Source organism: Mesorhizobium sp. CNPSo 4670, from assembly GCF_057784235.1.
In genome coordinates this window covers 384,707-405,457 of sequence record NZ_JBWJFQ010000002.1, presented here as the reverse complement: position 1 = coordinate 405,457, position 20,751 = coordinate 384,707, and the positions used below count along the sequence as shown (strand labels likewise).

The 20,751-nt window shown below is 63.2% G+C and carries 20 protein-coding genes; 16 read left to right on the top strand and 4 right to left on the bottom strand.

What is annotated here, in order from left to right; translation table 11 throughout:
• The first annotated feature begins 40 nt into the window (after positions 1 to 40).
• The 3 genes from AC0ZT5_RS05375 (at position 41) to AC0ZT5_RS05365 (ending at position 4,159) form a co-directional block, all read left to right on the top strand.
• Positions 41 to 1,318, top strand: coding sequence for an OmpP1/FadL family transporter (locus AC0ZT5_RS05375; RefSeq protein WP_488495569.1), 1,278 nt, complete (start codon positions 41 to 43; stop codon positions 1,316 to 1,318).
• 290 nt (positions 1,319 to 1,608) lie between these two features.
• Positions 1,609 to 3,333 carry a dihydroxy-acid dehydratase gene (gene ilvD, locus AC0ZT5_RS05370; protein ID WP_488495568.1) on the top strand — a complete coding sequence of 575 codons (1,725 nt, stop codon included), beginning with the start codon at positions 1,609 to 1,611 and terminating at the stop codon, positions 3,331 to 3,333.
• Positions 3,320 to 4,159, top strand: coding sequence for a tetratricopeptide repeat protein (locus AC0ZT5_RS05365; RefSeq protein ID WP_095087686.1), 840 nt, complete (start codon positions 3,320 to 3,322; stop codon positions 4,157 to 4,159). The genes ilvD and AC0ZT5_RS05365 overlap by 14 nt, the downstream gene beginning before the upstream one ends.
• 42 nt (positions 4,160 to 4,201) lie before the next feature.
• On the opposite strand, the gene AC0ZT5_RS05360 is transcribed toward AC0ZT5_RS05365, so the two are convergent.
• The 4 genes from AC0ZT5_RS05360 to erpA all read right to left on the bottom strand — a co-directional run bounded on the left by AC0ZT5_RS05360 (position 4,202) and on the right by erpA (position 6,169).
• Positions 4,202 to 4,519: a hypothetical protein gene (locus AC0ZT5_RS05360; RefSeq protein WP_488495567.1), complete on the bottom strand. Its 318-nt coding sequence runs from the start codon at positions 4,517 to 4,519 to the stop codon at positions 4,202 to 4,204.
• A 92-nt stretch (positions 4,520 to 4,611) separates the two neighbouring features.
• The gene (xth, locus tag AC0ZT5_RS05355) at positions 4,612 to 5,406 is read right to left on the bottom strand and encodes an exodeoxyribonuclease III (protein WP_488495566.1); all 795 of its coding nucleotides are present in this window, start codon (positions 5,404 to 5,406) and stop codon (positions 4,612 to 4,614) included.
• A gap of 17 nt (positions 5,407 to 5,423) precedes the next feature.
• A complete protein-coding gene (locus tag AC0ZT5_RS05350) occupies positions 5,424 to 5,819 on the bottom strand; it encodes a VOC family protein (protein ID WP_488495565.1) in 396 nt (131 codons plus the stop codon).
• 2 nt (positions 5,820 to 5,821) lie between these two features.
• Positions 5,822 to 6,169 (bottom strand): iron-sulfur cluster insertion protein ErpA, encoded by a 348-nt coding sequence (gene erpA, locus AC0ZT5_RS05345; protein WP_027024881.1) that lies wholly within the window; start codon positions 6,167 to 6,169, stop codon positions 5,822 to 5,824.
• A gap of 86 nt (positions 6,170 to 6,255) precedes the next feature.
• On the opposite strand from erpA, the gene AC0ZT5_RS05340 reads away from it, so the two are divergent.
• The 13 genes from AC0ZT5_RS05340 to AC0ZT5_RS05280 all read left to right on the top strand — a co-directional run bounded on the left by AC0ZT5_RS05340 (position 6,256) and on the right by AC0ZT5_RS05280 (position 20,738).
• Positions 6,256 to 7,470, top strand: a complete 1,215-nt coding sequence (locus tag AC0ZT5_RS05340) for a deoxyguanosinetriphosphate triphosphohydrolase (protein ID WP_488495564.1) — start codon at positions 6,256 to 6,258, stop codon at positions 7,468 to 7,470.
• 75 nt (positions 7,471 to 7,545) lie between these two features.
• Positions 7,546 to 9,303: an arginine--tRNA ligase gene (argS, locus tag AC0ZT5_RS05335; protein WP_488495563.1), complete on the top strand. Its 1,758-nt coding sequence runs from the start codon at positions 7,546 to 7,548 to the stop codon at positions 9,301 to 9,303.
• A gap of 103 nt (positions 9,304 to 9,406) precedes the next feature.
• Positions 9,407 to 12,838, top strand: coding sequence for an SPOR domain-containing protein (locus AC0ZT5_RS05330; RefSeq protein ID WP_488495562.1), 3,432 nt, complete (start codon positions 9,407 to 9,409; stop codon positions 12,836 to 12,838).
• A 133-nt stretch (positions 12,839 to 12,971) separates the two neighbouring features.
• Positions 12,972 to 13,991, top strand: coding sequence for a beta-N-acetylhexosaminidase (nagZ, locus tag AC0ZT5_RS05325; RefSeq protein ID WP_488495561.1), 1,020 nt, complete (start codon positions 12,972 to 12,974; stop codon positions 13,989 to 13,991).
• Positions 13,992 to 14,051: 60 nt separating this feature from the next.
• Positions 14,052 to 14,852, top strand: a complete 801-nt coding sequence (locus tag AC0ZT5_RS05320) for a segregation and condensation protein A (RefSeq protein ID WP_095088090.1) — start codon at positions 14,052 to 14,054, stop codon at positions 14,850 to 14,852.
• Positions 14,849 to 15,613: an SMC-Scp complex subunit ScpB gene (gene scpB, locus AC0ZT5_RS05315; protein ID WP_488495560.1), complete on the top strand. Its 765-nt coding sequence runs from the start codon at positions 14,849 to 14,851 to the stop codon at positions 15,611 to 15,613. Before AC0ZT5_RS05320 ends, scpB begins: the two co-directional genes overlap by 4 nt.
• 169 nt (positions 15,614 to 15,782) lie before the next feature.
• Positions 15,783 to 16,004, top strand: a complete 222-nt coding sequence (locus AC0ZT5_RS05310) for a twin-arginine translocase TatA/TatE family subunit (RefSeq protein WP_095087696.1) — start codon at positions 15,783 to 15,785, stop codon at positions 16,002 to 16,004.
• Between the two features lie 29 nt (positions 16,005 to 16,033).
• The gene (gene tatB / locus AC0ZT5_RS05305) at positions 16,034 to 16,822 is read left to right on the top strand and encodes a Sec-independent protein translocase protein TatB (protein ID WP_488495559.1); all 789 of its coding nucleotides are present in this window, start codon (positions 16,034 to 16,036) and stop codon (positions 16,820 to 16,822) included.
• On the top strand, positions 16,819 to 17,670 hold the full coding sequence (gene tatC / locus AC0ZT5_RS05300) for a twin-arginine translocase subunit TatC (RefSeq protein ID WP_184873748.1): 852 nt from the start codon (positions 16,819 to 16,821) through the stop codon (positions 17,668 to 17,670). Before tatB ends, tatC begins: the two co-directional genes overlap by 4 nt.
• Before the next feature lie 192 nt (positions 17,671 to 17,862).
• Positions 17,863 to 18,027 carry a hypothetical protein gene (locus AC0ZT5_RS05295; protein WP_488495558.1) on the top strand — a complete coding sequence of 55 codons (165 nt, stop codon included), beginning with the start codon at positions 17,863 to 17,865 and terminating at the stop codon, positions 18,025 to 18,027.
• Positions 18,020 to 19,324: a serine--tRNA ligase gene (gene serS / locus AC0ZT5_RS05290; RefSeq protein ID WP_488495557.1), complete on the top strand. Its 1,305-nt coding sequence runs from the start codon at positions 18,020 to 18,022 to the stop codon at positions 19,322 to 19,324. The genes AC0ZT5_RS05295 and serS overlap by 8 nt, the downstream gene beginning before the upstream one ends.
• Positions 19,324 to 20,082 carry a 5'/3'-nucleotidase SurE gene (surE, locus tag AC0ZT5_RS05285; protein WP_477289184.1) on the top strand — a complete coding sequence of 253 codons (759 nt, stop codon included), beginning with the start codon at positions 19,324 to 19,326 and terminating at the stop codon, positions 20,080 to 20,082. Before serS ends, surE begins: the two co-directional genes overlap by 1 nt.
• Positions 20,079 to 20,738, top strand: coding sequence for a protein-L-isoaspartate(D-aspartate) O-methyltransferase (locus tag AC0ZT5_RS05280; RefSeq protein WP_488495556.1), 660 nt, complete (start codon positions 20,079 to 20,081; stop codon positions 20,736 to 20,738). Before surE ends, AC0ZT5_RS05280 begins: the two co-directional genes overlap by 4 nt.
• Positions 20,739 to 20,751: the final 13 nt, after the last annotated feature.

Here is a 20,751-nt window from a genome sequence, read left to right as displayed (position 1 = left end):
TGGCTCTAGCTTGGCGCACTCGAATTCGGGGAGGACATTCATGACTATTTTGCGACATAAAGCACTGCTGGGGGCGGGGTGCTTTTCGCTGGCTTTGATCGGGACGGCGATGAACTCGGCGCATGCTGGCGGCCTGGAGCGCGGCGGCTACGACATCGACTTGCTGTTCGATCCGGCGCAGGTCACAGGCGAGCTTTCCGGCACCTATGTGATGCCGCAGCGGGACCTGAAGAATGCAACGGATACGGATCCAACCGACGGTAATCTCAATGCGCTGGGCAAATCCAGCACGGCGCGCGATACCGAAAGCTATTGGGTGCCCTACGGCGGCATCAAGATCGGCATGGGACCGGTCGATTGCCTGGGCGACTATTCCCAGCCGATCGGTGCCTTCAGCAATCCTGGTGCGAACTGGGCGGGTGCACAAAGCAATGTCGAGACGAAGGTAGAAAGCAAAGCCTTTAGCGCGACCTGTTCTTACAAAATGGACCTCAGCAAAGGTCAGTTTCGCTTCATCGGCGGCGTGTTCCATGAAGATGTTTCGGGTTTCAAGGAACAGTTGGTTGCTCCCATTCCCGCCTTTCTCGGCACAGGCATTGGCCGCCTTGATCTCGAAGGAGATGGATGGGGATGGCGTGCTGGTGTCGCCTATGAGATCCCGGACATCGCTTTGCGCGCCAGCCTGGTCTACAATTCGTCCGTCAAGCTCGACAATTTGAGCGGAACGCTTGATTTGACCCAGGTGCCTGGGCTTATCAATCCCGCAAATCCGCTACTTGGCAACGTCACTGACGTCTATGGTTCTTCGCAGGTTCCGGACTCTGTTGAACTCAAGCTTCAGTCAGGCATCGCTCCCGGCTGGTTGGCTTTTGGATCCATCAAGTGGGTGAATTGGAGCGATCTGCAGAGCATTCCGTTCTGCCCGACCTCGACCCAGGGGCTCATTGCCTGCGCGACGACCAGCCCTGTGCGCGCCACCTCGCTTGATTTGCTCTATCGCGATGGTTGGACGGTTTCCGGCGGCATCGGCCATAAATTCAACGATCAGTGGAGCGGGGCGGCGGTTCTCACCTGGGATCGTGGTACGACCACCGGCCTGAGCGCGCAGACCGACACCTGGACGGTGAGCGGCGGCGTGGCCTACACGCCGACCCAGAACATCGAAGTTCGTCTCGGTGGCGCGCTGGGCGTGCTTACCAGCGGATCGATCCATTCGGTCGTCGGCAGTGACGGCGTTACCTACGGTACCGAATACACGGCAGACTTTGGCAATGATCTTGTTTCGGCGATCTCCACTTCCTTGAAGGTCAAGTGGTAACCATCTGAAGTGAAAAGAAAAAAGGCCGGGCATTGCCCGGCTTTTTTTTGTTTGGGCGGCGCCGTTTGGGACCTGGCATCCACGCTGGGTTGCAGATAAGCCGCAGCGCTTTCGCCTCGTGCGATTGTGACGTTTTGGCAACACTTTCTGAACAACCCCTGCGCTAAAAGTCAGGCTAGGGAAATTGCCCATTTCCCGCCATAAACCCGGCGCACCTCGATCTTGTCTCGGGACACGCGCTAAAAGGCTCGGCGATGGGGCAGGCCGCACCGCCCGCGGCAAGGAAGAGTATGGACGCCAAAGTTATTTCCAAGGCCAAGCTCCCGAGCCGCCATGTGACCGTCGGTCCGGCGCGTGCGCCGCACCGGTCCTATCTCTATGCGATGGGATTGTCGGCGGCCGAGATTGCGCAGCCGCTGGTCGGCGTCGCGTCCTGCTGGAACGAGGCCGCGCCCTGCAACATTTCGCTGATGCGCCAGGCTCAAGTGGTCAAGAAGGGCGTCGCGGCCGCCAACGGCACGCCGCGCGAATTCTGCACCATCACCGTCACCGACGGCATCGCCATGGGCCACCAGGGCATGAAGTCGTCGCTGGTGTCGCGCGAGGTCATCGCCGATTCGGTCGAACTCACCATGCGCGGCCACTGCTACGACGCGCTGGTTGGCCTGGCCGGCTGCGACAAGTCGCTGCCCGGCATGATGATGGCCATGGTGCGTCTCAACGTGCCGTCGATCTTCATCTATGGCGGCTCGATCCTGCCCGGCAGCTATCGCGGCCGCCAGATCACCGTGCAGGACGTGTTCGAGGCGGTCGGCCAGCATTCGGTCGGCGCGATCAGTGACACCGAGCTGCTTGAAATCGAGCAGGTCGCCTGTCCCTCGGCCGGCTCCTGCGGCGCCCAGTTCACCGCCAACACCATGGCCACCGTCGCCGAGGCGATCGGCCTGGCGCTGCCCTATTCCTGCGGCGCGCCAGCGCCTTACGAGATGCGCGACCGTTTCAATTTCGCCTCGGGCGAAAAGATTATGGAACTGATTGCCAAGAACATCCGGCCGCGCGACATCGTCACGTTGAAGGCGCTGGAAAATGCGGCGACCGTGGTTTCGGCCACCGGCGGCTCGACCAACGCAGCACTTCACCTGCCGGCGATCGCCCACGAGGCCGGCATCAAGTTCGACCTGTTTGACGTGGCGAAAATCTTCGAGAGGACGCCCTACATCGCCGACCTCAAGCCGGGCGGCAAATATGTAGCCAAGGACATGTTCGAGGCCGGCGGCATTCCGCTCCTGATGAAGACGCTGCTCGACCACGGCTATTTGCATGGCGACTGCATGACGGTGACCGGCCGCACTTTGGCCGAAAATATGGAGCACGTTGCCTGGAATGAACATCAGGATGTGGTCCGCCCGGCCAACACACCCATTACCCAAACCGGCGGTGTCGTGGGGTTGAAGGGAAACCTCGCCCCTGAAGGCGCGATCGTGAAGGTCGCAGGCATGTCGGAGCTGAAGTTCTCCGGCCCGGCGCGCTGCTTCGATTCGGAAGAAGAATGTTTCGAAGCGGTGACGAAGCGCAATTACAGGGAAGGCGAGGTGCTCGTCATCCGTTACGAGGGGCCGCGCGGCGGCCCAGGCATGCGCGAGATGCTGTCGACGACGGCGGCCCTCTACGGCCAGGGCATGGGCGGCAAGGTTGCGCTGATCACCGACGGGCGCTTTTCGGGCGCGACGCGCGGTTTCTGCATCGGCCATGTCGGACCCGAGGCAGCCGTGGGCGGCCCGATCGGGCTGCTCCGGAATGGCGACGTGATCTCGATCGACGCGGTGAACGGCACGATCGACGTGGCGTTGCCCGATAGCGAACTGGCGGCGAGGGCAAAGACCTGGAAGGCGCGCACGACCGACTATCAGTCGGGCGCGATATGGAAATATGCACAGACGGTAGGGCCGGCGCGCGATGGCGCGGTCACCCATCCGGGCGGTGCGAAAGAAACACATTGTTATGCGGACATCTGAGTTGTTGAGGTCGTCTGTCTTTTCGGCACTGGTCGTGTTCGCCACTTTTGGCGCGACCTTTGGCGCCGTGGGCCAGGCTATGGCCTTTGACGACAAGGTGTTCGACGACAAGACCGGCGTGAAGCCGCAATCCAGCCCATGGGCGGTGTTCCAATTCGGCTTTTCCGCCTACAAGAACGGCCACAAGGAACAGGCCGCCGAGGCCTATAAATACGCCGCCGAGAACGGCCAGATCGGCGCCACCTGGAAGCTTGCCCGCATGTATGCCGAGGGCGACGGCGTGGCGCGCGACGACTATGAGGCGTTCAAGTTCTTCTCGGAGATCGTCGACCAGGACGTCGAGCCCGGCTCGCCCGAGGAAAGCTATGTCTCGGACGCGCTGGTGGCGCTTGGCGATTATCTGCGCAAGGGCATTCCAGGCAGCCCGGTCACCGAGAACGAGGTGGCGGCCCAGGAATATTACATGCGCGCCGCCGCCAACTACCGCAATCCGAACGCGCAGTTCGAGATGGGTCAGATGTTCCTGAAGGGCGAGGGCGGCGTGAAGGCCAGCGTCAAGCAGGCCGGGCGCTGGTTCCAGCTTGCCGCCGAGAAGGGCCATGCCGGCGCCCAGGCGACGCTCGGCCATTTGTTGTTCCAGAGCGGCAAGATCGTTCGCGGCCTGGCGATGATGACGGCTGCGCTTGAACGCGCTTCGCCGGCCGACCAGCCGTGGATCCGCGGCATGCAGGAAGAGGCATTTGCCACCGCCGGCGAAGCCGACCGCCGCACCGCGATCTCGCTGGCCGATGACATCCTCACCAAGGGCGGCAGCGCGGACCAGTAGTCTCGCGGCTGCGCTGGCCTTACCGGAAGCGCTCGATTTTGATCAATTCTCGGTCGGTTCCGTCGGCACCATGCTGGGGGCCGGCGTTGAGATCGGCGTCACATGGAGATGCGGCGCCATCGTGTTTTCAGGACAGCTGTCCCCGACCTTGGTCCACGACGTGTTGTTGAGCACCATGTCGCAGCGGGCCAGATGGCTCTGGTCGGCGACCGTCAGGCAGGCGACCTGACCGACCGGATACGATTTTCCATTGGCAAGACATTCGGGGGCGGCGAAAGCCGGCACGACCGCGGCCATGGCAAATGCCAAGCCGATCGGACAAAGAGCAATTCGAATGGTCATGGGAACCCCGGCCGCCATGATGATCCCCCATCATGCGCCGGAATGTGGCTATATGAGGTCAAACGCCTTGCGTGCCCGGCGTTAGGGCCTCCTGGACAGGGGTTCTCCTGTCAGGCCGGCTGCAGCGCGAGATCGATCGCCACCGGCACGTGGTCGGACGGCTTTTCCCAGGCACGCACATGCTTTTCGATCGAGGCCGCCGAAAAGCGGTTGGCGGCTTCCGGCGACAGCAGCAGATGGTCGATGCGGATGCCGTTGTTCTTCTGCCAGGCGCCGGCCTGATAGTCCCAGAACGTGTAGGTGTCGGGCCTGTCGGTGACCGCGCGGACCGCCTCGGTGAAACCAAGATTGAGCAACCGGCGGAAAGCCTGCCGCGTCTGCGGCTGGAACAGCGCATCGCCCAGCCAGTTCTCCGGAAACCTGGCGTCGATCGGCTCGGGAATGACGTTGTAATCGCCGGCCAGAACCAGGGCCTCTTCCAGCCTCAGCCGCTCCTGTGCCCAGCGCTCCAGCCGCTCCATCCAGGATAATTTGTAGGGGAACTTCTTATCGTCGTCGATCGGATTGCCGTTCGGCAGATAGAGCGAGGCGATGCGCAGCGCGCCCTTGTCGGTCGAGAAGACGCCTTCGATGAAACGCGCCTGCTCGTCGGCATCGTCGCCGGGCAGACCTCTGGTGACCTCGTCGAAGCGCGGTTTCGACAGAATGGCGACACCGTTGAAGCCCTTTTGGCCGTGGGTCTCGACATTATAGCCAAGCGCCTCGATCTCGGCGCGCGGGAACTGGTCGTCGAGCGTCTTGATCTCCTGCAGGCAGACGATGTCGGGCGCGCTCTCGGTCAGCCAGTGGGTCAGGTTGCCGATGCGGGCGCGCACGCCGTTGATGTTCCAGGTGACGATTTTCATGACGGTCTCGATGCTGTTCAGTGGGGTTCTTGCGGCGGATGGCGTTCGACCAGGCCGATCGTATTGCCTGCCGGGTCCTTTAGAAAGGCCATCCATTCGCTTTCCCCCGCCGGACCGAACTGACCTTCGGTGTCGTTGTGCACAAGCGTCGGCGGCGCTGTGAAGGGGACGCCCGCGGCCTTTGCCTCGGCATGGAAACGGTCGAGGCCCGACATGTCGAGATAGACGGTTCCCGCCGGTACGCCGTCGGTGAACAGCAAGCGCACGTCGCCGGCCATGATGAAGGCGATGCCCGGCGGATCGAAGCGCGCGTGCAGGTTCATGCCGAGCACATCGCGCCAGAATGCCAGCGTTACGTCGAGGTCACGTCCTGCCGACAGCGCGATCTGGCGGACCGCACCGATCGCAGACATTTCTATATGGAAAAGCTCGTGCCGCAGCCGCAGGAGGCGACGGCGTTCGGGTTCCGGATCTGGAACGACTGGCCCATCAGGTCGTCGACGAAGTCGATCACCGAGCCGCCCATATAGACCAGCGACAGATCATCGATCAGCACCGTGGCGCCATCCTTCTCGATGGCGACGTCGTCGTCGTTGCGCGTGTCGACCAGGTCGAACTTGTAGGAAAAGCCAGAACAACCACCGCCTTCGACCGAAACGCGCAGCGCCGTCTTGCCAGCTTCGCCAGAGACAATCTTGGCGATCCGCCTGGCGGCGGCCTCGGTCATGTCGACTTTCATGGCAGTCTTGGCATCCGCGCCCATGGGCGTCACCTTGCTTTCGGTTTCACATGATAGGTATGAAGCGCGAGCGGCCAAGTCAACTAGACCAATCAATTGCGGCATCGATCATGACCAACGAGTTGGGCGACATCGGATTCGGCTATCGGCCACGCGCCGCCTATGCCTGCGATCCGGCAAAGTCGCGCGGGCGGCTTTTCGATGAGGTCGAAAGCCCGACCCGCACGCCGTTCCAGCGCGATCGCGACCGCATTATTCATTCGACGGCGTTCCGGCGGCTGAAACACAAGACGCAGGTCTTCATCGCGCATGAAGGCGACCACTATCGCACCCGTCTCACCCACTCGATCGAAGTGGCGCAGATCGCGCGTGCGCTGGCGCGGGCGTTGCGCGGCGACGAGGATCTCGCCGAAGCCGTGGCGCTGGTGCATGATTTCGGCCACACGCCCTTCGGCCACACCGGCGAGGACGCGCTGAACGAGAAGATGGCCGCCTGGGGCGGCTTCGACCACAATGCGCAATCGCTGCGCATCGTGACGAGGCTGGAGGCGCGCTACGCCGAATTCGACGGGCTCAACCTGACCTGGGAAACGCTGGAAGGCCTGGTCAAGCACAATGGACCGCTGACCAATGGCGATGGCCAAGGCCTGAAAGGGCCGGTGCCGCAGGCGATCCGCGATTATTCGGAGCTGCACGATCTCGAGCTGGACCGGTTTGCCGGCATCGAGGCGCAATGCGCGGCGATCGCCGACGATATCGCCTACAACACGCATGACATCGACGATGGTTTGCGCGCAGGGGTGCTGACGCTGGACATGCTGGAGACGGTCTCGCTGCCAGGAACGATCCTCAAGGGCGTGCGCGCCCGCTATCCGGCGCTCGATGACGTGCGCACCGGCCACGAGCTGATGCGGCGCCAGATCACCGCCATGGTCGAGGATGTCATTGTTTCGACCACTGCCAATCTGGACCGGATCAAGCCGCAGAGCGCGGACGCGGTGAGGGCAGCCGGGGAGACGATGGTGACTTTTTCGACTGAAATGGCTGCGTTCGAGAAAGAACTAAAGGCCTTCCTCTACAAGCACCTCTACCGGCATGCTGAGGTGATGCGGGTGCGCGCCGACGCCGAGCAGATCGTCAGGGATCTGTTCGACGTCTATTTCGCCGACCCGCGCGCCATGCCGGACGGCTGGCGCGAGGGGCTCGACCGGGCCGACGATCGCATCAAGGCGCGCAGCGTGGCCGACTTCCTGGCCGGCATGACCGACACCTACGCGCTCAAGGAACATCGGCGTTTGTTTGACCGCACCCCGGATTTGAGCTAGGGCGGGCTCGATTTTGCCGGCCAACGAGCCGGATTCGCTACAAAGCCGCCAGAGTCAGTCCCCAGAGTACAACAAATGAACATCTTCGCCGATTTCACCGCGCGAATCATAAAAGCCGTCGAAGCGCTTGATCTAAAAGACAATGACGGCGTTTCGCCGGACCTGTCGCGCATTGCCGTCGAGCCTCCGCGCGATGCCAGCCATGGCGACTTGGCGACCAATGCTGCGATGGTGCTGGCCAAGCCGACCGGCCAGAATCCGCGCGCGCTGGCCGAAAGACTGGTGCAGGCGCTGCGTGGGGACAAGGACGTTGCCGCCGCAGAGGTCGCGGGGCCCGGCTTCGTCAATCTCAGGCTAAGGGACGGTTTCTGGCAGGCGCATCTGACCGCGCTGCTTGGCGAAGGCCGCAACTATGGCCGCTCGACGGTTGGCGGTGGCAGGAAAACCAATGTCGAATATGTCTCGGCCAATCCGACGGGCCCGATGCATGTCGGCCATTGCCGGGGCGCGGTGGTTGGCGACGCGCTTGCCAACCTGATGGCCTTCGCCGGCTATGACGTGACCAAGGAATACGTCATCAACGACGCCGGCTCGCAGATCGACGTGCTCGGCCGTTCGGTCATGCTGCGCTACCGCGAGGCGCTTGGCGACGATATTGGCGAGATCCCGGCAGGGCTTTACCCCGGCGATTACCTGGTTCCTGTCGGCGAGGCACTGGCCAAGGAGTTTGGCCGGTCGTTGGTGGAGATGCCGGATGACGAGGCGCTGGCCATCGTCAAGGACCGCACCATCGATGCGATGATGGCGATGATCCGGGAGGATCTGGCGATGCTCAACGTGCATCACGACGTGTTCTTCTCGGAACGTACGCTGCACGCCGACAACGCCAAGAAGATCCGCTCGGCGATCAGCGACCTGACGTTGAAGGGTCACATCTACAAGGGCAAGCTGCCGCCACCCAAGGGCGAGAAGCCCGACGATTGGGAGGATCGCGAGCAGACGCTGTTCCGTTCGACCGCCGTCGGCGACGACATGGACCGGGCGCTGGTCAAGTCCGATGGCTCGTTCACCTATTTCGCCGCCGACGTCGCCTACCTCAAAGACAAGATCGATCGCGGCTTCGTCGACCTGATCTATGTGCTCGGCGCCGACCATGGTGGTTATGTCAAGCGGCTGGAGGCCTTGGCGCGCGCGATTGCCGGCGACAGGGTGAAGCTTACCGTGCTGCTTTGCCAGTTGGTGAAGCTGTTTCGCGAGGGCGAACCCGTGCGCATGTCGAAGCGGTCGGGTGACTTCGTGACGCTGCGCGAAGTGGTGGAGGAGGTTGGCCGCGACGCGATCCGCTTCATGATGCTCTACCGCAAGAACGATGCGCCGCTCGATTTCGACTTCGCCAAGGTGACCGAGCAGTCCAAGGACAATCCGGTGTTTTATGTGCAGTACGCCTCGGCGCGCTGCCATTCTGTGTTCCGGCAGGCGAGCGAGCAACTGGGCGAGGTCAATTTCGACCGCAACAGCCTGGCGTCTGCGGTCGCTATGCTCGCCGACGAGGGCGAGATCGGCCTGATCCGCAAGCTTGCAGAATATCCTCGTTTGATCGAGTCGGCGGCACTTGCGCTCGAGCCCCACAGGCTGGCATTTTACCTTTATGATCTGGCTTCTAGTTTCCACGGACACTGGAACCGTGGCACAGATAATCCAGACTTACGTTTTGTTAAGGTTAACGACCGACAATTGACGCATGCCAGACTAGGGCTGGTGCAGGCTGTCTCGGACGTTCTGACGTCCGGCCTGACGTTGATCGGAGCCGCTGCGCCCACCGAAATGCGTTAGGTTTGACTAAAAAACCTGTCACCTTTTGCCCACATTGCGCTGGTAAGGGCCAACCCTACGCGACGTCCATGGCGTCCGAATGAGTGCGAGTTCGGGAACAATAATGGCAGACAGAACCCAGCTGAGAGTAGCCGACAACAACGACATCGTTGATGACGATCCGTTCGCGGAACTGACCAGGATCATGGGATTCGACCCGCGCCAGCCGGTCAAGCCGCAAGCGCCCGTCCAGCCGAAAGCGCCCGTCGCCGACCAGCCGGCGCAAGTGGACGATTTCGAGATCGATCTCGAGAAGGAACTGATGGGCGAGTTCGGCGCTGACGACAGCGACGCCGCTCCGGTCGTCGAGGCACATGCGCCGACGTTCGAAACGGCCGAGGCCGGCGCGGTGGACGACGACCTTGCGATGTCGCTCGACGACGATTTCCACCTGGACATGGCGGATCTCGACGACCACGCACCCGTCGCCAGCCATGCGGATGTCACCAGCCATGCGGATTTGGACACTGCCGAAACCGCGCCAGCGGTAGAGCCGGCTTTCGATTCTGATTTCGACAATGCCGCCGCCAGTTCGCTCGAAGACGTTTCGCCCTTCGAGGACGACCAGCCGATAGAGGACGAGCTTGCCGCGTCGCTCGATCAGGACTTCCGCGTTGACGACGAAGCCGACGAAGTCCGGCACGCCGCGGCCATCGCCGACACGCCTGCGGCTGTCGAGCCAGCCTCCGATCCTGAGTTCGACGATGCGGTTGCGATCTCGCTCGAAGACGAGATGATGCTCGACGACCATTGGGCGGCGGAGCAGTCCGACGCGGCTGCGGAACCGGCGGCTTCGGAACCGGTCGAGTACCCCATGCCGGCGCAAGCGACCGTGCGTAACGCCCAGGCAATCTCGAGCGAGGATTTTGCCGACCATTTCGACGACGCCATGGCCGATGTCGATATGGATTTTGCCAGTCGTGCCGATGAGCCGGTCGCCTATGAGGATCGTGCGGATGAGCCGGTCGCCTATGAGGAGCCGGAAGCGCAGGATGTGCTTGCGGATATTGCGGAGGCGAAGGGCGAGATTTCCAGCCCTGAAGGCACGCCGGACGATGGGTTCGACCTGAGCCTGGACGACTCGTTTGCCGAAACGGCCGAAGAGCCGGTCACCGAGGTTGCCGCCGCTGCGGTCCAGCCGATGGCGCCAGCCGCCGTTGCGGCTGAGCCGTTGGATTCGCCGATCGCGGATGAACGAAGCCTGGAAGACGAGTTGAATGCGCTGCTGGGTGCCATGACCGCGCGCCCGATGCCGGTGGCCAGGGAGCCCGTCGCGGCTCAGCCGGCTGTCGCCGCTCAACCGCCCGTCGCCGCAGTTGCAAAGACCAATGAGGAGCCGGCCGATCTCGCCGACCTCGAATGGGATATCGACGGACACACGCCTGAGGAGCAGCACCGCCTTGAAGCTGTCCAGGCCGCCGATGCGGACCTCGACGTTCTGCAACTTGATGACCTTCAGGAGCAGGATCAGCGCTCGCATGTCGCCGCGCAAGGCGATGTCGATTTCGACGATGATGCGTTCGACGCGGCTTTGGCAAACAGCCTGGATTCGCGCGACGCGGTCGCTTCCCAGCACGATCAGGGCGATTCTCTCGATTGGCTGGCGGAACGCTCCGAGCCGACGGAGCCGACCCGTTCGTGGAGCCGCGTGACGCCGGTTCCGCAGCAGCCGGCGTTTAATGCTCAGCCGACCGCTTCGATAACACCGCACGCCGCGGCGCAGGCAGCCGCCGCAGTGCCGTCCTACCGCTCGAGCGAGCCGGTCGAGACCGTCGCCCCTGCTGCTCCGGTATCGGTGCTGCAACCGCGACAGTCCTCGCACTACGAAGACATGCCCGACGTCGAGACAGTCGACGTGCCCGAGCGTGTCGTGGCGCTGGCGGACGATCTCGACATCCCGGAACTGCACTTCGAGGAAGACAAGCCGGCGACGCCTGCCTATGACGATCTCGACGCGGAATTCTCCAGCCTTCTCACCGAGATGAATTCGGTGGAGGTAGCTCCTGCTCCCGCAAGCAGCGCCGCTTATAGCGATGAATCCCACAATGCCGGCTATGAGGACCCCAAGTCGGCCTATGACGCCATCAAGTCGGGCTATGACGGTGTCAAGCCGGGCTATGACGGGGTCAAGCCGGCCTATCAGCCGGAAGCGCGGACCTATGCCGCGAGGCCGGCCGAAATGCCTGCCCGCGCGACAGCTTCGGCCGGCTATGCGGATGCCGCTGGCTTCGACCTCAACAATCTGCCCGGCAGCCAGCCGGTTTCACAGGCGGACGATTTCACCGTCGACGAACTCGACTACGATCCCGATCTGGATGAGGCGATGGCTGTCCCGGGTCTCGGCGAGCGGGAGGCCGCAAGGCCCTCGCGCCGACGTGGCCTGTTCATTGCCGCTGTTGTCGGCGCGGTAGCGGTGGCTGGCGGCCTCGGCGCCTTTGCGCTGTCTTTCGGCGGCAAGGGCGGCAGCGAAGCACCGGTGATCGTCAAGGCCGACAACGCACCGATCAAGGTCAAGCCGGAAAATCCGGGCGGCACCGTGGTGCCGAACCAGGACAACAAGGTCTACGACGCAGTGGTCAAGGGGACCAAGCCGGCCGAGCCTGTCCAGGAAAAACTGGTCACCAACGTCGAAGAGCCGGTGGATGTCCAGGCCAAGGATCCTGCCCGCGCCATCGATCTTTCCGCTGACCAGAACGCCGCGGCAGGTGGAGCAGACGACGGTAACGCCGCGCCGGTCGCGAACGCCGCGCCGGCCGCCAGCGCAGCGCCGGCCGATAACGCGGCGCCGGCACCGAAATCCGAAGATCGCATCGCGCAGGTGCTGCAGGAGGCCGACAAGGGCACCAACGCCGATGTCGTCGCCGTTGCGCCGCGCAAGGTGAGGACCATGGTGGTCAAGTCAGACGGTTCGCTGGTGCCGCGTGAGGATCCGGCGCCCGCGGCACCGCAAGTGGCGGCCGCTGAGCCGGCCGACCCGGCGCCGCAGCAAGTTACCCCGTCGTCCCAGGCCGATGCGGACCAGACCGGCACCGTGACGCCCGCCACCGCCCCGGCAGACGACGAGCCGGCCCTCAAGCCGGCAGCCAAACCGGCCGCGGCGCCCAAGGCCGAGGCAAAGGCCCAATCGGCAAACACGCCTGCCAAGGTTCCGGTCGCGCCGCAACGCCCGTCCGACCAGCCGGTTGACGTCGTCGGCGAGGTCAAGCCCGACCAGGTAGCATCCATCGATCCGGGATCGACCGCGACCGGCGGTGGTTCGTGGTCGATGCAGATCGCTTCGCAGCCGACGGTCGAAAGCGCCCAGTCCAGCTACCAGGATCTGCAGCGCCGCTACGGCAGCGTGCTTTCCGGCCGCACCGCCAACATCGTCAAGGCGGAGATTGCCGGCAAGGGCACGTTCTACCGTGTGCGCGTTCCGGCGAAGTCGCGCAACGACGCGATCAATCTGTGCACCAGCTACAAGGCTGCCGGCGGCAATTGCTTCGTCTCGCGCTAGCAACTGAAGTCAACCAATCAAAGCCGGCGCGGTCTCAGACCGCGCCGGCTTTTTCGTGTGGAAGAGATCTGTCTTCAAGCGCATGCGGCGGGGGACGATTCCCTTTGACCGCGCGAAGCCCTAAACTCCCGTCATGACCGAATCAAAATCCATGATCCTCGGCTGCGCCGGGAAATCGCTCACTCGCGAAGAAATCAATTTCTATCGCAACGAATGCCCGTGGGCCTTCATCCTGTTTGCGCGCAACATCGGCGAGACCGAGCAGATCCGCGATCTGGTCGCCGAGATGCGCGACTGTGTCGGGCGTCCGGACGCGCTGGTGTTCATCGACCAGGAAGGCGGCCGGGTGCAACGCCTGCGGCCGCCATTGGCGCCGAACTATCCGGCCGGCGGCGCGCTTGGCGCGCTGTGGCGCGACGATCACGATGCCGGCGCCCGCGCGGCCTGGCTGATGGCGCGGCTGCATGCGTTCGACCTGCTGCGCTTCGGCATCACGGCGGATTGCCTGCCGGTGCTCGACGTGCCGATCGAAGGCGCCAGCGACGTCATCGGCGCGCGTGCCTATGGCAAGGAGCCACAACCGGTGATCGAACTCGGCCGTGCTGCCGCCGAAGGGCTGATGTCGGGCGGCGTGCTGCCTGTGATGAAGCATATTCCCGGCCATGGGCGCGCCCTTGCCGATACGCATTTCGAATTGCCGACGGTGAATGCGTCGCTCAGCGATCTGCAACGGCATGATTTCGCCCCGTTCCGGGAACTCAACCATCTGCCTATGGCGATGACGGCGCATGTCGTCTACAGCGCCATCGACCCGAAGAACCCGGCGACGACCTCCGGCAAGGTCATCGACGAGATCATCCGTCGCGAAATCGGCTTTGACGGGCTGCTGATGAGCGACGACACCTCGATGAAGGCACTTTCTGGGGATTTCCCGACAAAGGCGGCGTCGATCCTTGCGGCGGGCTGCGATCTGGTCCTTCACTGCAATGGCGTTTTCGAGGAAATGGCCGGCATCGCGTCGCGCACCACGGGACTTGAGGGCAAGTCGCTGGAGCGCGCAAAACGGGCGCTGACCTATATTAGGAAACACGACGCGGCTGAAGAAACCGAGATACGCGCAGAATTCGCCACCTATTTCGATGCGGTGGCCTGACAAAGGAAGCGAGAGAAAGTGGCGGAAACATTGGAAAGCAAGGCCGCGAAGGCCGCACCGATGGACCGTCTGTGGGCCGAGAACGACGATTCACGCGTCACCGGCGATCCGTCGCTGGTCGTCGATGTGGCCGGTTTCGAAGGCCCTCTCGATCTCCTGCTGCATCTTGCCCGCACCCAGAAGGTCGATCTGGCGCGGATTTCGATCCTGGCGCTGGTCGAGCAATATCTGACCTTTGTCGAGACGGCGAGGGCGCTCAGGCTCGAGCTTGCCGCAGACTATCTGGTGATGGCGGCGTGGCTGGCCTTCCTCAAGTCGAAGCTGCTCATCCCCAAGCAGCCTGGCGACGAGGGCGAGAGCGGCGAGGAGCTGGCGGCGGTGCTGCAGTTCCGGCTGAAGCGGCTGGAGGCAATGCGCGACGCCTCGGCGCGCCTGGTCAATCGCAACCGGCTCGGCCGCGACGTGTTCGCGCGCGGCATGCCGGAAATGGTCATCGTCGAAAAGCGCAACGCCTATTCGGCCTCGCTCTACGATCTTTTGACCGCCTATGCCCAGCAGCGGCAGAAGCAGGCGATCAACAATGTGACGATCGCCAGGCGCGGTGTCTGGTCGCTCAAGGACGCCCGCGACATCCTGACCCGGCTGGTCGGCGCGGTGCGCGACTGGACGGCGCTCGAGAGTTTTCTGATCGAATACATGACCAGCCCCGAGGAGCGGCGCACGGCGATCGCCAGTTCGTTCGCGGCCACGCTGGAATTGGTGCGCGAAGGCAAGATGGACATGCGGCAGGACGACGTGTTCGCGCCGATCTACCTGCGCGGCCGCGCACAGGCAATCAAGGCAGTCGAGGTGGCATCATGAGCGAACGCGCCAACGCTTCGGTTATCCCTTTTAAGGTCGATGACGAAACGGAAGGGGAGATGTTTCCGCAGGAACCGGCCGAGCAGGTCCAGAACCCGGCCGAGCGCCTCTATATGGCGGAAGCCGTGCGCATGGCCGAAGCGATCGTGTTCGCCAGTGCTGAGCCGGTCAGCGAAAAGCAGCTGGCGGCACGCCTTCCAGATGGAATCAACATCGCCTTGGCGATGGCCGACCTGCAGCAGATCTATGCGCGGCGCGGTGTCAATCTGGTGCGCGTCGGCGACGCCTGGGCGTTCCGCACCGCCGGCGACCTGGCCTTCCTGATGAGCCGCGACACGGTGCAGCAGCGCAAGCTGTCGCGCGCCGCACTCGAGGTGCTGGCGATCATCGCCTACCACCAGCCGGTGACGCGCGCCGAGATCGAGGACATCAGGGGCGTCGAAACTTCGAAAGGCACGCTCGACACGCTGCTGGAAACGGAATGGGTGCGCATGCGCGGCCGGCGCAAAACGCCGGGACGCCCTGTCACCTATGGCACGACCGAGACCTTCCTCGACCATTTCGCGCTGGAGGAAATCCGCGATCTTCCCGGCATGGAGGAACTGAAAGGGGCAGGCCTGCTTTCGGGCCGCATGCCGTCGAATTTCTCTATTCCGCAGCCGCCGGCCGATCCCGATGCACTGGCCGACGACGAGGATGCGCTGACCGACATCGACCTCGAGGAACTCGGCCTGCTGACGCCGCGCGTCACGGAAGATTGACTGGCAATCGCGGCCAATCTGTCGAGGATGCGCGGATTCGTAGCGGGCCATCACGCCGAAAATGCGTGACATCCGCCACCCTTTCATAAACTCTGTCGCAGTTGTGTTTGAATCCCAACGCGAAAACGCATAGATCATCGCCAGGGAAAACATTCGAGAGAGATTTGCTATGGGTTCGTTTTCGATTTGGCACTGGATGATCGTGCTCGTGATCGTGCTGCTTGTGTTCGGCCGCGGCAAGATCCCCGAGCTGATGGGTGACATGGCCAAGGGCATCAAGAGCTTCAAGAAGGGCATGGCGGACGACGACGTTGCCGAAGACAAGCGCACCGTCGAGCACCGCGCCGACGAGACCGTTTCGGCCGCGAAGGAAAAAGCCAGCAAGAGCTGAGCCAAAGGTTCTAGTCGGAACAGAGTGCCATGTTTGAAGTCGGCTGGACCGAAATGCTGGTCATCGCGATCGTCATGATCGTGGTCGTCGGGCCCAAGGATTTGCCCAATATGCTGCGCACCTTCGGCCGCACGACGGCCAAGCTGCGCGCCATGGCGGCCGACTTCCAGAAGCAATTCAACGAGGCGCTGAAGGAAGCCGAGCTCGACGACGTCAAGAAGTCGGTCGACGAGCTCAGGGGCCTCAGCCCGATGTCCGAGATCAGGAAGCAGCTCAATCCGTTCGAGCAGGCCGCGGCCGATGTGCGCTCCGGCGTCGACGCGGTGATGCAACCTAAGCCGGCAGATGATCCGACAGCGCCAGCCGCTTCGACGCCGCAGGCGGCCGAGCCGTTGAAGAACGGCGCGACGACCATGCCTGGCGTCAGCGGGCCGGAAGCAGCACCAGCAGCGCCGATTTTCCCGGCAATGACCGATGAATCGGTCGTGACGGCATCAGTGCCGGCCGAACCGGTTGTGGCGAAGACGTCGGCAGTGAAGAAAGTGGCGAAGGCTGCGCCGGCGAAAGCAGTTGCCAAGGCGTCGGGTAATGGCACGATGGCTCCGCCGCCGGCCAAAGCGGCGACCGCCAAGGCCACGCCTGCATCCAAGGCGACGGCAAAGCCTGAAAAAGCTGCGAAGCCCGCTGCGGCCAAGATGGTCGCGACCAAGCCGATCGTGACCAAGCCAATCGTGTCCAAGACGGGGACGAAAGCCGAACCGAAGCCTGCCGCGGCGAAGAAGCCTGCGGCCAAGAAGACGGCTGGAGCCGCCAAGTGAGCGTTTCGGACAAGGAAAGAGACGAGATCGAGAAATCGTCGGCGCCGCTGATGGAGCATCTGATCGAGCTGCGCCGGCGGCTGATCTGGTCGCTGGGCGGCTTCTTCGTTGCCTTCCTGGTCTGCTTCTTCTTCGCCAAGAGGCTTTTCAACCTTCTGGTCGTTCCATTCAAATGGGCGACGAAATGGGCCGGGCTCGATCCGCACAAGGTCGAGCTGATCTACACCGCGCCGCAGGAATTCTTCTTCACGCAGGTCAAGCTCGCCATGTTCGGCGGCATGGTCATCGCCTTTCCGCTGATCGCCACGCAGATCTACAAGTTCATCGCGCCCGGCCTCTACAAGAACGAACGCAACGCCTTCCTGCCGTTCCTGATCGCATCGCCGGTCCTGTTCCTGATGGGCGCCTCGCTGGTCTATTTTTTCTTCACGCCGATGGTGATGTGGTTCTTCCTCGCCATGCAGCAGGCCGGCACCGACGATCAGGTGCAGATCTCGCTGCTGCCGAAAGTGTCGGAATATCTCAGCCTGATCATGACGCTGATCTTTTCCTTCGGCCTGGTGTTCCAGCTGCCGGTGGTGACCAGCCTGATGACACGTGTCGGCATGCTGTCGTCGAAGGCGCTGGCCGAGAAGCGCAAATGGGCGATCGTCATCGCCTTCGTCGTCGCGGCGGTGCTGACGCCGCCCGACCCGATGAGCCAGATCGGCTTGGCCATTCCGACGATCCTGCTCTACGAGGTCTCCATCTGGGCCGCGCGGCTGATCGAGCGCGATCAGGAAAAGCAGCGGGTGGCGCGCGAGAAGCAGGACGCGGCGGAAGAGGTGGCCGAAAAGTCCTCCACATAGGCTATGGCGCGGCGCCCTCTCCGGGGGGCAGCGGGCTCGGAATCGATTGCCTTGTGACGGCAATTATGCTATCGATTCAGGTATGGTGCTGTTTTGCGCCAGCGACCCGCCGCAAGGCGGGTTTTTCATTTCAGGCTCTCGCGCCATCCCCGACAAAGCGCTCGAAAGCGAGCTCGCAGCCCTGGCTTCATCATGCCCGATCTTGCATCGATCAACGATGCGGTTTACGCCCTCTGGCTGAAACGCATCGCCATCAAAGCGATGCGTTTCAGTTTTTGTTTTAAGCAGGTCGTTAACCCAAAACCGCTGCGCACTTTTGGGCGACATGCTACCCAGGAGCGTTCAAACCATGCTTGACATCAAATGGATTCGCGACAACCCGAAGGCCCTTGTCGAGGCGCTGGTGAAGCGCTCGTGGTCGGCCGGTGAGGCGCAGTCCACGGTCGACGGGCTGATCGCCTCGGACGAAGCGCGGCGCGAACACGTGACCGAGCTGCAGACCAAGCAGGAGCGCCGCAACGCCGCCTCGAAGGAGATCGGCAACGCCATGCGTTCGGGAGATGCGGCGCTTGCCGAAAGACTGAAAGCCGAAGTCGGCGAGATCAAGATTTTCATCCAGAATGGCGAGGCGCGGGAACGCGAGCTCGACAAGGCGCTCAACGATGCGCTGGCGGTGCTGCCCAACGTGCCGTTCGACGATGTGCCGGTCGGCAAGGACGAGCACGACAATGTCGTCAAGCACATCGTCGGCAAGCTGCCGACGCGTCCGAACTGGGTGAAGGAGCATTTCGAGATCGGCGAAGCGCTCGGCATGATGGATTTCGAGCGCGCCGCGAAGCTGTCGGGCTCGCGCTTCACGGTGCTGAAGAGCGGGCTGGCGCGGATGGAACGGGCGCTCGGCCAGTTCATGCTCGACCTGCACACGACCGAGCATGGCTATGAGGAAATCATCCCGCCATTGATGGTCAAGGACGACGTTCTTTTCGGCACCAACCAGCTGCCGAAGTTCGAGGAGGATCTGTTCTTCGCGCCGCACGGGGAAGGCAGGCTTGGCCTGATCCCCACCGCCGAGGTCCCGCTCACCAATCTCGTGCGCGAAGAAATCACCGCGCATGAAAAACTGCCGCTGCGCTATACCGCGCTGACGCCGTGCTTCCGGTCGGAGGCAGGTTCCGCCGGGCGCGACACGCGCGGCATGCTGCGCCAGCACCAGTTCAACAAGGTCGAGCTGGTGTCGATCACCGACCAGGAATCGTCGCTCGCCGAACACGAGCGGATGACCCAATGCGCCGAGGAAGTGCTGAAGCGGCTTGAACTGCCGTTCCGCACCATGACGCTGTGCACCGGCGACATGGGTTTTGGCGCGCGCAAGACCTACGACATCGAGGTCTGGCTGCCTGGCCAGAACGCCTATCGCGAGATCTCGTCCTGTTCGGTGTGCGGCGATTTCCAGGCGCGCCGCATGGACGCCCGCTACAAGGACAAGGATGGCAAGGGCAACCGCTTCGTCCATACGCTCAACGGTTCGGGCACCGCGGTCGGCCGCGCGCTCATAGCCGTCATCGAAAACTACCAGAATGAGGATGGCAGCGTAACCATTCCTGAAGTGCTGCGGCCTTACATGGGCGGCCGGGAAAAGATCGAATCGAAATAATGCGCATCCTCCTGACCAATGACGACGGCATTCATGCCGAGGGCCTGGCCTCGCTTGAACGGGTTGCGCGCACGCTGTCCGACGATGTCTGGGTGGTGGCGCCGGAGCAGGATCAGTCCGGTTATGCGCATTCGCTCTCGATCTCGGAGCCGCTGCGGCTGCGCAAGATCGGCGAGAAGCATTTTGCGGTGCGCGGCACGCCGACCGATTGCGTCATCATGGGCGTCAAGAAGATCCTGCCCGGTGCCCCCGACCTGATCCTGTCCGGCATCAATTCCGGGGCCAACATCGCCGACGACGTCACCTATTCGGGAACCGTCGCCGGCGCCATGGAAGGCGCGCTGCTCGGCATCCGCTCGATCGCGCTCAGTCAGGGCTACAGCTATGTCGGCGAGGATCGGGTTGTCCCCTACGAGACGACCGAAGCGCTGGCGCCGGCACTGCTGCAGAAACTGGTGGCGACACCGCTGCCGGACGGCGTGCTGCTCAACGTCAATTTTCCGAACTGCCTGCCCGAAGAAGTCGCCGGCACGGTGGTGACCTCGCAAGGCAAGCTCGTGCACAGCCTGTGGGTCGACGAGCGCCGCGACGGGCGCGGCCTGCCTTACTACTGGCTGCGCTTCGGCCGTGAGCCGGTCGAAGGCAAGCAAGGCACCGACCTCCATGCCTTGCGCAACAGGCTGGTGTCGGTGACGCCATTGCAGCTCGACCTTACCGCGCATGAAATCCGTGACCAACTGAGCAAGGCGCTTGCATGAACCAGGGCCTCACAATCGACGACCGCGAAGGTTTTGCCGCCTTTCTGCTGCGTTTGCGCGGCCGGGGGACGGTGCCGAAGGCGCTGATCGCGGCCTTCGAGGCGACACCGCGGCGCGGTTTCCTTGGCGCACAGTTCCATCCGATCTCCTGGTCGGACCGCATGCTGCCGATCGAATGCGGCGAGGCGATCGAAGGCGCCGACCTGCAGGCGGCGGTGATCTCGGCCCTTGCCATCGAGCAAGGCAACCGCGTGCTCGAGATCGGCACCGGCTCCGGCTACACGGCGGCGGTGATGTCGCGGCTGGCGGCGCGGGTCGTCACCGCCGACCGCTACAAGACGCTTGTCGAGCAGGCCAGGCAGCGCTTCGAGGCGCTGGGCATAGGCAATGTCATCGTGCGCCAGGCGGACGGATCCGGCGGCCTGCCGAACGAAGGGCCGTTCGATCGCATCGTCGCCTGGGCGGCCTTCGACAGCCTGCCGCGCTTCCTGCTCGACCAATTGTCGAGCGGCGGCATCGTCATCGCCCCGATCGGCCCCGAAGAGGGCGAACAGGTGCTGGCCAAGCTGACAAAGGTCGGCAGCCGGTTCGAACGCGAGGACATCGGCCTCGTGCGCCTGCAGCCGATCCTGCGCAGCGTCGCTGCCGTCATTTAGAGTGATCTTCGGT

What these genes read in the sequence shown, in the direction of transcription:
- AC0ZT5_RS05375 (WP_488495569.1), top strand. Translation starts at nt 41, where the DNA reads ATGACTATTTTGCGACATAAAGCACTGCTGGGGGCGGGGTGCTTTTCG.
- AC0ZT5_RS05295 (WP_488495558.1), top strand. Translation starts at nt 17,863, where the DNA reads ATGCCCGATCTTGCATCGATCAACGATGCGGTTTACGCCCTCTGGCTG.
- AC0ZT5_RS05320 (WP_095088090.1), top strand. Translation starts at nt 14,052, where the DNA reads ATGGACCGTCTGTGGGCCGAGAACGACGATTCACGCGTCACCGGCGAT.
- scpB (WP_488495560.1), top strand. Translation starts at nt 14,849, where the DNA reads ATGAGCGAACGCGCCAACGCTTCGGTTATCCCTTTTAAGGTCGATGAC.
- argS (WP_488495563.1), top strand. Translation starts at nt 7,546, where the DNA reads ATGAACATCTTCGCCGATTTCACCGCGCGAATCATAAAAGCCGTCGAA.
- xth (WP_488495566.1), bottom strand. Translation starts at nt 5,406, where the DNA reads ATGAAAATCGTCACCTGGAACATCAACGGCGTGCGCGCCCGCATCGGC.
- nagZ (WP_488495561.1), top strand. Translation starts at nt 12,972, where the DNA reads ATGACCGAATCAAAATCCATGATCCTCGGCTGCGCCGGGAAATCGCTC.
- tatB (WP_488495559.1), top strand. Translation starts at nt 16,034, where the DNA reads ATGTTTGAAGTCGGCTGGACCGAAATGCTGGTCATCGCGATCGTCATG.
- surE (WP_477289184.1), top strand. Translation starts at nt 19,324, where the DNA reads ATGCGCATCCTCCTGACCAATGACGACGGCATTCATGCCGAGGGCCTG.
- serS (WP_488495557.1), top strand. Translation starts at nt 18,020, where the DNA reads ATGCTTGACATCAAATGGATTCGCGACAACCCGAAGGCCCTTGTCGAG.
- AC0ZT5_RS05280 (WP_488495556.1), top strand. Translation starts at nt 20,079, where the DNA reads ATGAACCAGGGCCTCACAATCGACGACCGCGAAGGTTTTGCCGCCTTT.
- AC0ZT5_RS05350 (WP_488495565.1), bottom strand. Translation starts at nt 5,819, where the DNA reads ATGTCTGCGATCGGTGCGGTCCGCCAGATCGCGCTGTCGGCAGGACGT.
- AC0ZT5_RS05310 (WP_095087696.1), top strand. Translation starts at nt 15,783, where the DNA reads ATGGGTTCGTTTTCGATTTGGCACTGGATGATCGTGCTCGTGATCGTG.
- AC0ZT5_RS05360 (WP_488495567.1), bottom strand. Translation starts at nt 4,519, where the DNA reads ATGGCGGCCGGGGTTCCCATGACCATTCGAATTGCTCTTTGTCCGATC.
- AC0ZT5_RS05340 (WP_488495564.1), top strand. Translation starts at nt 6,256, where the DNA reads ATGACCAACGAGTTGGGCGACATCGGATTCGGCTATCGGCCACGCGCC.
- ilvD (WP_488495568.1), top strand. Translation starts at nt 1,609, where the DNA reads ATGGACGCCAAAGTTATTTCCAAGGCCAAGCTCCCGAGCCGCCATGTG.
- AC0ZT5_RS05330 (WP_488495562.1), top strand. Translation starts at nt 9,407, where the DNA reads ATGGCAGACAGAACCCAGCTGAGAGTAGCCGACAACAACGACATCGTT.
- erpA (WP_027024881.1), bottom strand. Translation starts at nt 6,169, where the DNA reads ATGGGCGCGGATGCCAAGACTGCCATGAAAGTCGACATGACCGAGGCC.
- AC0ZT5_RS05365 (WP_095087686.1), top strand. Translation starts at nt 3,320, where the DNA reads ATGCGGACATCTGAGTTGTTGAGGTCGTCTGTCTTTTCGGCACTGGTC.